The 13,716-nt window shown below is 56.7% G+C and carries 12 protein-coding genes; 3 read left to right on the forward strand and 9 right to left on the reverse strand.

Going from position 1 to position 13,716, the window contains the following annotated elements; translation table 11 throughout:
* The 9 genes from ACU6TU_RS06605 to ACU6TU_RS06645 all read right to left on the reverse strand — a co-directional run bounded on the left by ACU6TU_RS06605 (position 1) and on the right by ACU6TU_RS06645 (position 10,400).
* Complete coding sequence (locus tag ACU6TU_RS06605) at positions 1-297, reverse strand: Trp family transcriptional regulator (RefSeq protein ID WP_447143766.1); 297 nt, start codon at positions 295-297, stop codon at positions 1-3.
* Between the two features lie 189 nt (positions 298-486).
* Complete coding sequence (locus tag ACU6TU_RS06610; RefSeq protein WP_447143767.1) at positions 487-1,302, reverse strand: class I SAM-dependent methyltransferase; 816 nt, start codon at positions 1,300-1,302, stop codon at positions 487-489.
* A 5-nt stretch (positions 1,303-1,307) separates the two neighbouring features.
* Positions 1,308-3,023 carry an AMP-binding protein gene (locus ACU6TU_RS06615; RefSeq protein WP_447143768.1) on the reverse strand — a complete coding sequence of 572 codons (1,716 nt, stop codon included), beginning with the start codon at positions 3,021-3,023 and terminating at the stop codon, positions 1,308-1,310.
* Positions 3,024-3,114: 91 nt separating this feature from the next.
* Complete coding sequence (locus tag ACU6TU_RS06620; protein ID WP_447143769.1) at positions 3,115-4,023, reverse strand: hydroxymethylglutaryl-CoA lyase; 909 nt, start codon at positions 4,021-4,023, stop codon at positions 3,115-3,117.
* Positions 4,024-4,056: 33 nt separating this feature from the next.
* Positions 4,057-6,132, reverse strand: coding sequence for an ATP-binding protein (locus tag ACU6TU_RS06625; protein WP_447143770.1), 2,076 nt, complete (start codon positions 6,130-6,132; stop codon positions 4,057-4,059).
* Complete coding sequence (locus ACU6TU_RS06630) at positions 6,129-6,959, reverse strand: enoyl-CoA hydratase/isomerase family protein (RefSeq protein ID WP_447143771.1); 831 nt, start codon at positions 6,957-6,959, stop codon at positions 6,129-6,131. The genes ACU6TU_RS06625 and ACU6TU_RS06630 overlap by 4 nt, the downstream gene beginning before the upstream one ends.
* Positions 6,960-6,970: 11 nt before the next feature.
* Positions 6,971-8,578 carry a carboxyl transferase domain-containing protein gene (locus tag ACU6TU_RS06635; RefSeq protein WP_447143772.1) on the reverse strand — a complete coding sequence of 536 codons (1,608 nt, stop codon included), beginning with the start codon at positions 8,576-8,578 and terminating at the stop codon, positions 6,971-6,973.
* 52 nt (positions 8,579-8,630) lie between these two features.
* Positions 8,631-9,800, reverse strand: a complete 1,170-nt coding sequence (locus ACU6TU_RS06640) for an isovaleryl-CoA dehydrogenase (RefSeq protein ID WP_447143773.1) — start codon at positions 9,798-9,800, stop codon at positions 8,631-8,633.
* A 159-nt stretch (positions 9,801-9,959) separates the two neighbouring features.
* On the reverse strand, positions 9,960-10,400 hold the full coding sequence (locus ACU6TU_RS06645) for a MerR family transcriptional regulator (RefSeq protein ID WP_447143774.1): 441 nt from the start codon (positions 10,398-10,400) through the stop codon (positions 9,960-9,962).
* 350 nt (positions 10,401-10,750) lie between these two features.
* Here ACU6TU_RS06645 and ACU6TU_RS06650 point away from each other — a divergent pair, with 350 nt between their 5' ends.
* The 3 genes from ACU6TU_RS06650 (at position 10,751) to ACU6TU_RS06660 (ending at position 13,701) form a co-directional block, all read left to right on the forward strand.
* Complete coding sequence (locus ACU6TU_RS06650) at positions 10,751-11,545, forward strand: ABC transporter ATP-binding protein (protein ID WP_447143775.1); 795 nt, start codon at positions 10,751-10,753, stop codon at positions 11,543-11,545.
* A complete protein-coding gene (locus ACU6TU_RS06655) occupies positions 11,542-12,282 on the forward strand; it encodes an ABC transporter ATP-binding protein (protein ID WP_447143776.1) in 741 nt (246 codons plus the stop codon). Before ACU6TU_RS06650 ends, ACU6TU_RS06655 begins: the two co-directional genes overlap by 4 nt.
* Positions 12,283-12,477: 195 nt before the next feature.
* Positions 12,478-13,701 (forward strand): ABC transporter substrate-binding protein, encoded by a 1,224-nt coding sequence (locus tag ACU6TU_RS06660; protein ID WP_447143777.1) that lies wholly within the window; start codon positions 12,478-12,480, stop codon positions 13,699-13,701.
* Positions 13,702-13,716 lie beyond the last annotated feature (15 nt).

Raw genomic sequence — 13,716 nt, forward strand, 5'->3', positions numbered from 1 at the left:
TTAATCGGTCCGTGAAGAGGGTAACGATGTTGGTGTGGGTAACGATGTTGATGAAGGTAATGTGGCTAACGCGCGTGAGCCGCGAGACACGGTGGCGATACCCACCCCCAGCGTTTCGGCAATTTTGCGGTGAGGAACACCGTCACGAAGCAACCTGAATATCTGCAGGCGTTTGCTGATTTCCTGGTATTCGGCAGGTGTCAGCAGGCTGGATAGAGCTTCGTGCATCGCCTCAGGCGAGTCGATCGCGAGCAGGTAGCTGACAAGTTCAGCCTGGTGGTCATCGTCTAATGACATGGATTAAGGTCACCGTATTACCAGCCGAGAGAATAAGATATTGTACTAGCGTACTAGTACAATATCTTATTGCTCAGCGAAGTCAAGGTCTTCAGGTCAGGTGTTCACGTCAATGTGTGGACGTCAATGTGTGGACGTCAATGCGCGGGGATGCGGCCCGAAGAGACGTCCGGAGATAATGGCGGGGAGTCAAGACCCTAAACTGGCCCGAATCTCAATCACTTTAATGGCCTCATGGCTGAGGTTGTTAATCAGGTTCTGGCCCATCGTCAGAAAGCGTTCACCAAACACCAGCTGGGGAGATAACACCGCTTTTCGCTCCTGCTGGGTTTCTTTTTCGCGTTGACGCTGTCGCCAGGCCAAGGCGTCGGCACTCCAGTCGACACAATGCTCGACGTTAAACCCCGCCTGTTGAAGTTGATGCACAAGGTTTACAGCAGTTTCAAGATGTGAATGCTGGGCATCGGTGGCCCAGGGCACCGGGTAGCGCATGGCCTGCGAATTCGGCCCTAGTACCACTTCATGCATGACAAGCCTGCCATTTTGGCGTAGCACGCGGCGACATTCCTCCAGCACCCGCCTGCTGTCCGGCATATTCAGAAAGCTGTGCTGGAACAGCACGGCGTCCATGCTGGCATCAGGTAGAGGTAAATTCAGCGCATCTGCCGTGATGCAGTGGGTGTGGTGTTGCAGCCCAGCAAGCCTGGAAAGCCCCTGGTTCAGGCGGTTGAAGTCGTGGGTGATATCCAGCCCAAGCATATCAAAACCGGCGTCAGCGGCTTGGCGCATCAAGCCGCCTACCCCGGCACCGATATCCAGCACTCTGGGGTGGGTGCTCGGGTCCAGCAGGTTGATCAGCCGTGCCGACGCCTTGATGCCACCAATATGCAGCTGGTCAAGCGGGGCCAGCTGGTAAAGCGTTGGCCCGTCAGGGTAATGCTCGGCTACCTGGCCGAGCACGCGGTCAACGCTGAGATGCTGCTGGTAGTGGTGGGCAAGCGTCATCAGCTTCAGTCCTTTTTGCCGTCATCCAGACCGAGTTCCTGAATGGAAATCTCGCGCATCTTGAACTTCTGGATCTTGCCGGTCACGGTCATCGGGAAGTCGTCAACAAACTTGAAGTAGCGTGGAATCTTGAAGTGAGTGATTTTGCCCTTGCAGAATTCCCGCAGGTCTTCGCTGGTGATGTCGTCGTTGCTGCCATTGAGCTTGACCCAGGCGATCAGCTCTTCACCATACTTCTTGTCCGGCACCCCGGTGACCTGAACCTCGGAAATCGCCGGGTGGGTATACAGGAATTCCTCGATTTCCTTGGGGTAGACGTTTTCGCCACCGCGAATGACCATGTCTTTAATACGCCCAACGATCTGGATATAGCCTTCCTCATCCATGCTGGCCAAATCGCCGGTGTGCATCCAGCCCGCCGCATCAATGGATTCTTCTGTGGCCTTTGCGTTTTTCCAGTACTTGAGCATGACACTGTAACCCCGGGTGCACAGTTCGCCGATTTCACCGCGCGGCAAAATACCGCCGTTGCCAGGGTCGACAATCTTGCTTTCCAGGTGGGGCTGGGTACGGCCCACGGTGGAAACGCGCTTTTCGATACTGTCATTGGCACCGGTTTGGGTAGATACCGGGCTGGTTTCTGTCATACCGTAGGCGATCTGTACGCCTTTCATGTGCATCTTGTCGATGACCTGCTTCATCACCTCAGCCGGGCAGATAGAGCCTGCCATGATACCGGTACGCAGAGTTGAGAGGTCAAAGCTCTCAAAGTCTGGATGATCCAGCTCGGCAATAAACATGGTGGGTACGCCATAAAGCGCCGTGGCGCGCTGCTCATGAACTGCCTTGAGCACGCCTTCCGGGTCAAAGCCTTCACCGGGATAGATCATCGTCGCGCCGTGGGTCATGCAGCCAAGGTTGCCCATCACCATGCCGAAGCAGTGGTAAAGCGGTACCGGAATGACCAGGCGGTCTTCGCTGGTAAAGCCCATGCTTTCAGCGACGAAAAAGCCGTTATTGAGAATATTGTGGTGAGAAAGCGTTGCCCCTTTGGGGAAGCCGGTGGTGCCGGAGGTGTACTGGATGTTGATCGGGTCATCAAACTGCAACGTCGCCTGCAGGTCGTTAACATCTGTCTGGCTTGTGTTGTTGGACTGCTCAATGAAGTCTGCCCAGCGCCACATACCCGCATGTTTTTCCGCGCTCAAGTTAATCACGCATTCCAGGTCCGGCAGCTTCTGCGCGTTCAGCTGGCCTTCTTCACTGTTGCTCAGTTCAGGCGCGAGCTCAAACAGCATGGCGGTATAGTCGGAGCTTTTGAACTGGGCAGCGGTTACCAGGAAGCGGGCGCCTGACTGATTCAGGGCGTATTCCAGTTCATGGGTACGGTAGGATGGATTGATGTTGACCAGAATCGCGCCAATTTTGGCGGTGGCAAACTGGGTCAAGGTCCATTCGCTGCAGTTGGGCGCCCAGATAGCAACACGGTCACCGGATTTAACACCAATCGCCAGCAGAGCGCGGGCGCAGCGGTTGACTTCTTCCTGCAGCTGGCGGTAAGACCAGTGAATCTCTTGATGCAGCACGATTAGTGCATCGTTGTCAGGGTACTGCGCCGCAATCTGATCAAACTTGTCGCCAATGGTCATCCCGAGCAGCGGTTTATCCGCCATGCTGCTGGTGTAACTGGGCAGAATGGGGGCGTTGAGTGGTTCTGACATGGGTGTATCTCCAGGATCTTTTTGTTGTGCCAAGAACGCTGTCCGAATAAGCACAAAATGATTTGTTATTAACCGCGCTATCCGCCGGGGCTTACGCTGAGCTGGCACCTTGCGCCAGTGCCACCCTTGAGCCGGAAGTGCGGCCCAGCTCTGCGGTAATCCAATACCCGGTATCAATCACCGCCTGAAGGTCAATGCCGGTCTCGATGCCCAGGCCTTTCAACAGGTAAAGCACATCTTCTGTCGCGACGTTGCCCGAGGCCCCTTTGGCGTAAGGGCAGCCGCCTAGCCCGGCTGTCGAGGCATCAATCACGCTGAGACCTTCTTCCAGCACGGCATACAGGTTAGCGATGGCCTGACCATAGGTGTCATGAAAATGTGCCGCCAACTGGTGCATGGGAACATGATGGCTCACGGCTTCCAGCATGCGCTTGGCGGCTAATGGCGTACCCACGCCGATGGTATCGCCCAGCGAAATTTCGTAGCAGCCCATGTCCAGCAGGGCTTTGGCCACATCGGCTACTTGTTGGGGCGCAATCTCGCCCTCGTAAGGGCAGCCCAGCACGCAGGACACATAGCCGCGCACTCGAACGCCAGCGTCGTTAGCGCGTGCCAGCACTGGCTCAAAGCGGGCCAGTGACTCGGCAATCGAGCAGTTGATGTTCTTCTGCGAAAACGACTCAGACGCCGCGCCGAACACGGCGACTTCCTCGACGTTGGCGGCGATAGCACCTTCCAGCCCTTTGAGATTAGGCGTCAGGGCGGAATAAACAACGCCCTGGCGTCGCGAAATGCCGTTCATGACCTCGCTGGCATCGCCCATTTGCGGCACCCACTTGGGGGAAACGAAACTGGCCGCTTCGATATGCGTCATGCCTGCATCGGCCAGCCGTTCAATCAAGGCAATCTTGGTCGCCGTGGGCACCAGGGTGCCAGGCTCATTCTGCAGTCCATCTCTGGGCGACATTTCAAACAGCCTTACTGAATCAGGCAGTGACATGGCAATCTCCTGTTTGAGGATCAATAGTGAAGATCAGTCGTCAGCCGCAAATTCGAGTAGCACATCGCCCTGGCCAACGGTGTCGCCAGCGCTGAAGTGAAAGCTTTCCACATGGCCATCGGCGGGGGCTGTCATGGTGTGCTCCATCTTCATGGCTTCCATTACCATCAGCGGCATGCCTTTCTCCACCGCCTGGCCAGGCTCAACCAGCAAGGTGACAATAGTGCCGTGCATGGGCGCCGTAAGAGTGGACTCCGCTTCATGATGACCATGATCAATGGCATCAATACGTCGCCAGAAAAGGCGGGTTTCGCCTGCCGGGTCAGACAGCACCACCAGGTTGCGTTCCTGACCCACCAGGCGGGCCTGTAAACGGCGACGATGACCGTTGAGCGTCACGGCCACGGCATCGCCGGCCAACTGTTGCAAGCGGGCGGTGAGCGTCTGGCCGTCAACATCGCCGCCACTAAACGTCAGCTGCCAGGGGTCGTCGGCGTTGTGGCGAGTGCCTTCCACCACGACGATCTGATCGGAGTCCTCGTCTTGCGCATGGTCCGGGTCGCAAAGTCCAATACGGATGGTGTGCGGTGCGTTAAGGCGGAAACCGTCATGCCGGTCCCAGGGCGAGTCACTTTCGCTTTCGCGGGCCAGCTGGCCCAGGCCAATCAGGGCGGCGCTTGCGTATTCTTCAACCCGGAACCGACGGGGCGCAAACAGGGTGGCTTCATTGCGTTCGATAAACCGCGTGTCGAGTTCAACGTTCTTGAAGCCTGGGTGAGTGGCCAGTTTCTGCAGGAAGGCGCGGTTGGTGACCACGCCCTGAACATCCAGCGCTGCCAGTGCACGGTTCAGCGTCGCCAGCGCCGCATTGCGGTCAACACCATGAACAATCAGCTTGGCCAGCATGGGGTCGTAATGCATGGAAACCACATCGCCACTTTCCACGCCGCTGTCCAGGCGCACCTGATCAGTGCCAAGCCCGGCACCTTCCAGATCCATGGCAAAGCGCGTCAGCGTGCCGGTGGCAGGCAGGAAGTCCTGCTCCGGGTCTTCTGCATAAAGGCGCGCTTCAAAGCTGTGGCCATTAATCGTCAACTCTTCCTGGGTCAGCGGCAGCGTTTCGCCCATGGCGACCCTTAGCTGCCACTCGACCAGATCCTGACCGGTGATCATCTCGGTCACTGGATGCTCGACCTGTAGGCGGGTGTTCATTTCCATGAAGTAGAAAGAACCATCATGATCCAGCAGGAACTCGACGGTGCCCGCACCCACGTAGTTGATTTCCTGAGCGGCGCGCACGGCGGCGTTACCCATGGCGCTTCGCAGCTCGGGTGTCATGCCGGGAGCCGGGGCTTCCTCAAGAACTTTCTGATGACGACGCTGAACCGAGCAGTCACGCTCAAACAGGTAAACCCCGTTGCCGTGGGCATCGCAGAATACCTGCACTTCCACGTGGCGCGGCCGTACCAGATACTTCTCGATCAGCATGCGGTCATCGCCGAAAGCGGCTTTGGATTCACGCCGACAGCCATCCAGTGAAGCCTGGAAAGCCTGATTGGATTCGACCACCCGCATTCCCTTGCCACCACCACCGGCGCTGGCTTTGAGCATCACCGGATAGCCAATCTTGTCGGCTTCAGCTTTGAGCAGGGCATCATCCTGATCATTACCGTGATAGCCCGGCACCAGGGGTACACCGGCGGCATGCATACGCGCCTTGGCGGAGGATTTATCGCCCATGGCGGCAATCGCCGAGGCCGGCGGGCCAACAAAGGTGATGCCTGCCTTATCGAGGGCATCCACAAAGGCGCCGTTTTCCGAGAGGAAACCGTAGCCCGGGTGAATGGCACCGCTGCCGGTGCGTTTGGCGGCTTCAACCACCGCCTCAACGCTCAGGTAGCTTTCGCGGGCAGCGGCGGGCCCGATACGTACGGCTTCATCGGCTTCACGCACGTGGCGGGCGTTGGCATCGGCATCGGAATAGACGGCGACGGTTTTAAGCCCCATACGGCGGGCCGTGCGCATGACGCGGCAGGCGATTTCACCGCGGTTGGCCACTAGCAGGGTGTCGAATGTTGGTTTTTTAGATCGGTTGGCTTCAGACGTCATGAGCGTGGCTCCGCAGCGTTTGTCGTTGTGTGGTGAGGGGTCGTCCAGGCAGGGCGGCGCTTGTCAAAAAAGCTGGAAAGCCCTTCCTGACCTTCATGGCTCACGCGTAAGCGGGCGATCACCTGGCAGGTGGTTTCTCGGGTGTCATCGGCATCCGGGGCGCTGGCAACGCTGGCCAGCAGCGACTTGGTGGCCCTCTGTGCTTGTGGCGAGCCGCCCAGCAGCGTCTTGAGCATGGCGTTAACCGCCTCATCAAGGGCGTCAGCGGCGACCACCTGATGGGCCAGGCCAAGATCCAGCGCTGTCGCGGCTTCCATGACTTCAGCCGTCAGCGCGTAGCGGCGCATCTGCCGCTCGCCGAGTGCACGCTGAACATAGGGGCTGATGACCGCAGGCGACAGGCCAATCCTGACTTCTGACAGGCAGAATTTGGCCTTTTCGGAGGCGACCACAACATCACAGCAGGCTGCCAGACCAACGGCACCACCAAACGCCGCGCCCTGTACGCGGCACAGCGTCGGGCAGGGCAGGGTGTCCAGCCGATGCATCAGGGTCGACAGCTTGCGCGAGTCAGCCAGATTATCATCAAGCGAGTAATCGACCATGCGCTTCATCCAGTTAAGGTCAGCGCCTGCCGAAAAGCTCTTGCCTTCTGAACCCAGCACTACCACACGCACGTCGCCGGCTTCCGCCAGTACATGCAGTTCTTCAAGGTGCGCGTTGAGTTCGGCAATCAGGTGATCATCAAAGGCGTTGTGAACCTCAGGACGATTCAGCAGCAACCAGGCAACGCCATTTTCATCAATGCCAAGTGAGGAATAAGCCATGCAGTTGCTCCTTACATCCGGAACACGCCGAAGCGTGTTTCTTCAATCTCGGCGTTCATCGCCGCAGCCAGGGACAGGCCCAGTACATCACGGGTCTGGGCGGGGTCAATCACGCCGTCATCCCACAGCCGGGCGCTGGCGTAGTAAGGGTGGCCCTGGTGCTCATACTGTTCACGGGTGGGTTTCTTGAAGGCTTCTTCTTCCTCTGCGGTCCACTCTCGGCCATCGCGCTCGTACTGCTCGCGTTTGACCTGGGAGAGTACGCCAGCCGCCTGCTCGCCGCCCATGACGGAAATACGCGCGTTGGGCCACATAAACAGCAGGTTGGGCTCGAAGGCGCGGCCGCACATGCCGTAGTTACCCGCACCGAAACTGCCCCCGATCAAAACGGTAAACTTGGGCACCTTGGCACAGGCCACCGCCGTCACCAGCTTGGCGCCGTGCTTGGCAATGCCTTCATGCTCGTATTTTGAACCGACCATAAAGCCGGTGATGTTCTGCAGGAACACCAGGGGAATCTTGCGCTGCGCGCACAGCTCGATAAAGTGCGCGCCCTTGACGGCACTTTCGGAAAACAGCACACCGTTATTGGCGACAATGCCCACCGGGTGGCCATGAATATGGGCAAAACCCGTGACCAGGGTGTCGCCGTAGTAGCGCTTGAATTCATCAAAATCAGAGTCGTCGACAATCCGACCAATGACTTCGCGTACATCAAAGGGCTTTTTCAGGTCGGTGCCAACAATGCCGTAAAGCTCGGCCGGGTCAAGCTGTGGCGGTTTGGGCGACTGCATGGCAAGCTTGCCGCGTTTCTGCCAGTTCAGGCGTGACACGCAGGCACGGGCCAGCTGCAGGGCGTGAGCGTCGTTTTCGGCGTAGTGATCGGCAACGCCGCTGACCTTGGCGTGAACATCGGCGCCACCCAGGTCTTCGGCACTGATGCTTTCACCGGTGGCCGCTTTAACCAGCGGTGGGCCACCCAGGAAGATGGTGCCCTGTTCTTTAACGATGATTGATTCATCCGCCATGGCGGGCACGTAAGCGCCGCCTGCGGTGCAGGAACCCATGACCACGGCAATCTGTGGAATACCTTCGGCGGACAGGGTGGCCTGGTTATAGAAAATACGCCCGAAATGATCCCGGTCCGGGAAGACTTCATCCTGGCGGGGCAGGAAGGCACCGCCGGAATCGACCAGATAGATACATGGCAGACGATGCTTACGGGCAATTTCCTGAGCGCGGATGTGCTTCTTGACGGTCAGCGGAAAGTAGGTCCCGCCCTTGACGGTCGCATCGTTGGCGACAATCACACATTCAACGCCTGAGACTCGCCCGATACCGGTCACGACACCGGCTGCCGGAATGTCACTGTCGTAAACGTCGTGGGCCGCGAGGCTGGAAAATTCCAGAAACGGCGAGCCTTCATCAATCAGGTGGTCAATCCGGTCACGGACAAAAAGCTTGCCCCGTGATTCATGCCGCTGGCGGGCCTTTTCACCGCCGCCCTGGCTGATGGCGGCGGTCAGTTCATTCAGCTTCAGGACCTGGGCCTGCATGCTGGCCGCATTCGCCAGAAAAACGTCGCTGCGGGGATTGATATGGGTTTTTAACACGGCCATTAGTCGGCTCCATTAGCGCTGGACAAGGAAAATGACGAACAAGAAGCCATGTTTATACCGACTCGCTGAACAGCTCGCGGCCGATCAGCATGCGGCGGATTTCGCTGGTGCCAGCACCAATTTCATACAGCTTGGCATCACGCAGCAGGCGTCCGGTGGGGTATTCGTTGATATAACCGTTACCGCCGAGCAGCTGGATGGCATCCAGTGCGACCTGAGTGGCTTTCTCGGCGCAGTAAAGAATCACACCTGCGGCATCTTTGCGTGAGGTCTGGCCCCGGTCGCAGGCACCGGCAACCGCGTAAAGATAAGCGCGGCAGGCGTTCATGGTGGTGTACATATCCGCCACCTTGCCCTGCACCAGTTGGAACTCACCAATCGACTGACCAAACTGCTTGCGTTCGTGAATATAGGGCATGACCACATCCATCGCCGCCTGCATGATGCCGATCGGGCCAGCCGCAAGCACTGCACGCTCATAGTCCAGCCCGCTCATCAATACACGCACGCCTTTGCCTTCCTCGCCCAGGATATTGTCGGCCGGGACGGCGCAGTCTTGGAAGACCAGCTCACAGGTGTTGGAGCCACGCATCCCCAGCTTGTCGAGCTTCTGGGCGGTGGTGAAGCCGGGCATGCCTTTTTCGATGATAAAGGCGGTAATGCCTTTCGAGCCTGCCTCCGGGTCGGTCTTGGCGTAGACCACCAGCACATCCGCATCCGGCCCATTGGTGATCCACATCTTGTTGCCGTTGAGAATGTACTGATCGCCTTCTTTGCGGGCACGCAACTGCATGGAAACCACATCAGAACCTGCGCCCGGTTCCGACATGGCCAGAGCGCCCACATGGTCACCGCTGATCAGTTTAGGCAGGTATTTGCTTTTCTGTTCCGGTGAACCATTGATCTTCAACTGGTTAACGCAAAGGTTCGAGTGAGCACCGTAGGAAAGCCCCACGGATGCGCTGGCGCGGGAAATTTCTTCCATGGCAATGCAGTGGGCCAAATAGCCCATGCCGCTACCGCCGTCTTCTTCGGAGACGGTGATACCCAGCAGCCCCATATCGCCAAATTTCTTCCACAGATCGTTGGGGAATTCGTTATTGGCATCGATCTCAGCGGCGCGAGGCGCAATTTCATCCCGCGCGAAGGCGTTGACCTGCTCACGCAGCATGTTCAGTTCATCATCAAGGCCGAAGTTTAGTTCTGAGTAGTGGGTAAACATGGTCAATCACCTTTGCGCGTGTCGTGAGACGTCATCGGACGTCTCATTTCTGGTTATTTGCAACCGCTGTAAAAAGTGCGGTGAAGAAACGGTTGTTGAAAACGGTCGTAGAAAAACGGTTTTTGGAAACGATTGCGAGAAAACGGTTATTACAACAATTCAGTGCATCGTGGCTGATTCAGTAGAACCTTTATCGTCCGGGTTACGGCTATCCTGTTTTTCGTTCATTTCTTCCAGTGCCTGGCGGCAGCGTATCTCAGCGCTTTCCAGCTCCAGCTGCACCATGGTGATGTCTTTCATCTGTTGTTCCAGGGCGGCGCGACGTTCGGCAATTTTGCTTAACATCAGCTGCAGCTGTTTTTCACTGCCGCTACGGGTTTCATCCCAGAGTTCAAACAGTTCACGGATTTCCGCCAGCGAAAAGCCCAGGCGTTTACCTCTCAAGGTCAACTTCAGGCGAACGCGGTCTTTGCTGCTGTACACGCGGGTCTGTCCACGTCGGCCAGGGTGCAGAAGCTCCTGGTCTTCATAAAAGCGAATACTGCGTGTCGTGACATCAAACTCACCGGCCAGCTCACTGATTGTGTAAGTTTTACTCATCGTGTTGTGTCTCTTGTTAGGTTCTCTCGACGAGGACGTTTGACAGGGGGTACGTCATGTATGGAACCTTTTCATTGAGGCTAAAACAAGTTCACGTTAACGTAAAGTGAAGATTGCTTAATGTTTTTTATTACTCGAAATATTTAACTACATGATTTTTAAATATATATAGGCATTTTTAGAGGCAAAGACCCTGTTGCGTAGACCAAAGTTGTAATTGTCACAGCCCTATTTACATTGCTAATTTGAGGTCACATCTTACGTTTAGGTAAAGATAGAGCGCCGGCTAATGAAATTGCTTGGTCGGTGAATTAAGTCAGCACAATAACAACAAAGAGGCTTGTTACGGTATGAGTGCAGACGAAGCTCTGGCCAGTAAAATGGTTCTTGAAACCCGCGGTCTGACCAAAGAGTTCCGCGGATTTACAGCGGTTGATGACGTTAACCTCCAGGTGCAGGAAGGACATATTCATGCCTTGATCGGCCCTAACGGTGCCGGGAAGACAACGGTCTTCAACCTGCTGACCAAATTTCTACCGCCCACTCGGGGCAATATTATCTATCGCGGTAAGGACATTACCCGCCTGAAATCCAACGAGATTGCGCGGATGGGGCTGGTGCGTTCCTTCCAGATATCGGCCGTCTTTGCCCATATGACGGCGCTGGAAAATGTCCGTGTGGCATTACAGCGCAACCTGGGCACGTCGTTCCATTTCTGGAAATCCGAAAAATCCCTGGACCACCTCAATGAGCGTGCCCTGGCATTACTCGAAGAAGTCGGGCTTCGCGAATACGCCGATATTCTCACCGTCGAGATGCCCTATGGTCGCAAGCGCGCACTTGAAGTGGCAACGACGCTGGCGCTGGATCCGGACATGATGCTGCTGGATGAACCTACCCAGGGCATGGGCGCGGAAGACGTTGACCGGATTGTTGAATTGATCCAGCGCGTTTCCAAAGGCCGCACCGTGTTGATGGTAGAACACAATCTCAGCGTGGTTAGTCGGTTATGCGATCGGATTACCGTCCTGGCACGGGGTTCTGTATTAGCAGAAGGTGATTATGCCAGTGTCTCGAAGAATCCGCAGGTCCGTGAAGCTTACATGGGCACCGAATCGGCCGAGGAAGAGGGGGCACACGCGTGAATACCGCAGAACAGCTTGAAGTACAGCAACCGCAACAGGCGGAAATGATCCGTGTGCAGGATCTGCACGCTTTTTATGGCGAATCGCATATTCTGCATGGCGTCAATTTTGATGTTAAGCGGGGCGAGTTAGTGACGCTGCTCGGGCGCAACGGCGCCGGGCGCAGCACCACACTCAAGTCGATGATGAACATGGTCGGGCGGCGAACCGGTTCGATCATGATCAACGGCAATGAAACCATGCAGATGAAGCCCCACCACATACCGCGTCTGGGGATCGGTTACTGCCCGGAAGAACGCGGTATTTTTGCAAGCCTGGATGTGCATGAAAATCTGCTGCTGCCCCCCACGGTGCGCTCGGACGGCATGTCGCTGGATGAAATCTACGCCATGTTTCCCAATCTTTATGAGCGGCGGCGCAGCCAGGGCACCCGGCTTTCCGGTGGCGAACAGCAGATGCTGGCCATGGCGCGAATTCTGCGTACCGGCGCACGCATTCTGCTGCTCGATGAAATTACCGAAGGGCTGGCACCGGTTATCGTTCAGAAACTGGGTGAGGTGCTGGTGATGCTCAAGGACAGAGGTATGACGATTGTACTGGTAGAGCAGAACTTCCGCTTTGCAGCGCCCCTGGCGGATCGTCACTTCGTGATGGATCACGGGCAGATCGTTGAAGAAATCAGCGCCGCCGAGCTGCCTTCGCGGCGGGAACATCTGAACAGCATGCTGGGGGTATAACGCGACACTTTACAGCGCAACAACATCTCATCGCATATCAACAGAACCAGGCCGAAAAGCGTACTGAAAAACAGATAAACAACAGTCTGGATCGAACGATCTGAACCGGACGATTTAAACAGAACGATCACAATCGCAAGTCGCAATCGTACGTCGCAACACAACAACAAAGGCCCCAAGGGCCAGGAGACGAAGATGACCTTCATGAAAAAAACACTGACCGCCAGTATCGCCGTTGCCGCTGCCACCAGCATGGCAATGTCTACCGCCCACGCTGAAATGAGCGATGGCGAAGTCCGTATCGGTTATTTGGCTGACATGTCAGGTACTTACCGTGATCTGGCGGGGCCGGGTGGTTTGACGGCCATGGAAATGGCGGTGGCGGATTTCGGCGGCAGCGTCAATGGCGCACCGATTGAGATATCCAGTGCCGATGACCGTAACAGCGCCGACGTCGGGGCTAACACCGTCCGCGAATGGATTGACCGGGATAACGTCGACATGGTCGGCGGGCTGGTTGCCTCGTCGGTTTCTATCGCCGTTACCAAGGTAATAGAAGAAAACAACGGCCTAGCGATCATTTCCGGGTCGGCGGCATCAAGCATCACCAATGAGCACTGCACGCCAAACCATATCCACTATGTTTACGACACTTACCCGCTCGCTAACGGCACTGCCAAGGCAGTGGTTGAGCAGGGCGGTGACAGCTGGTTCCTGCTGACAGCCGACTACGCCTTCGGTCATGCGCTTGAGGCGGATGTTACCAAGGTAGTAGAAGAAAGCGGCGGCGAAATTGTGGGCGGCGTGCGTCATCCGTTCCCGACCAATGACTTCTCTTCCTACATTCTTCAGGCGCAAGGCTCCGGTGCCAAGATCGTGGGTCTGGCCAATGCCGGTTCCGATACGGTGAATGCCATCACCACCGCCAGCCAGTTCGGCCTGACCCAGAGCGGCCAGCAGCTGGCAGGTTTGCTGATCTTCCTTAACGATGTTCACGCACTGGGCCTGGAAGCCACCCAGAACCTGCTGCTGACCACCGGCTGGTACTGGGATATGGATGATGAGGCGCGTGCCTGGGCAGACCGTTACTATGAAGAAGTGGGCGCTCGCCCAACCATGGTTCAGGCCGGTATTTACTCCAGCACCATGCACTACCTGAAATCTGTTGAAGCGGCGGGTACCGATGATCCGGTAACCGTACGCGCCCAGATGGCCGCCGAGCCGATCAATGACTTCTTCGCCCGCAATGGTCAGATCCGTGAAGATGGCCGCATGGTTCATGACATGTACCTGGCTCAGGTGAAAACCCCGGAAGCCTCCACGAATGAATGGGATCTCTACGAAATCCTCAGCACGATTCCTGCCGAGGAAGCTTATCGTCCGCTTTCTGAAAGCCAGTGCGACCTGGTTCAGAACTAACGCCGGATAGCACTG

It is taken from the genome of Halomonas sp. LS-001 (assembly GCF_052983955.1).

Excerpts from the sequence above, each read along its gene's own strand:
- ACU6TU_RS06610 (WP_447143767.1), bottom strand. The coding sequence starts at position 1,302 with ATGACGCTTGCCCACCACTACCAGCAGCATCTCAGCGTTGACCGCGTG.
- ACU6TU_RS06615 (WP_447143768.1), bottom strand. The coding sequence starts at position 3,023 with ATGTCAGAACCACTCAACGCCCCCATTCTGCCCAGTTACACCAGCAGC.
- ACU6TU_RS06650 (WP_447143775.1), top strand. The coding sequence starts at position 10,751 with ATGAGTGCAGACGAAGCTCTGGCCAGTAAAATGGTTCTTGAAACCCGC.
- ACU6TU_RS06640 (WP_447143773.1), bottom strand. The coding sequence starts at position 9,800 with ATGTTTACCCACTACTCAGAACTAAACTTCGGCCTTGATGATGAACTG.
- ACU6TU_RS06630 (WP_447143771.1), bottom strand. The coding sequence starts at position 6,959 with ATGGCTTATTCCTCACTTGGCATTGATGAAAATGGCGTTGCCTGGTTG.
- ACU6TU_RS06635 (WP_447143772.1), bottom strand. The coding sequence starts at position 8,578 with ATGGCCGTGTTAAAAACCCATATCAATCCCCGCAGCGACGTTTTTCTG.
- ACU6TU_RS06620 (WP_447143769.1), bottom strand. The coding sequence starts at position 4,023 with ATGTCACTGCCTGATTCAGTAAGGCTGTTTGAAATGTCGCCCAGAGAT.
- ACU6TU_RS06605 (WP_447143766.1), bottom strand. The coding sequence starts at position 297 with ATGTCATTAGACGATGACCACCAGGCTGAACTTGTCAGCTACCTGCTC.
- ACU6TU_RS06660 (WP_447143777.1), top strand. The coding sequence starts at position 12,478 with ATGACCTTCATGAAAAAAACACTGACCGCCAGTATCGCCGTTGCCGCT.
- ACU6TU_RS06645 (WP_447143774.1), bottom strand. The coding sequence starts at position 10,400 with ATGAGTAAAACTTACACAATCAGTGAGCTGGCCGGTGAGTTTGATGTC.
- ACU6TU_RS06625 (WP_447143770.1), bottom strand. The coding sequence starts at position 6,132 with ATGACGTCTGAAGCCAACCGATCTAAAAAACCAACATTCGACACCCTG.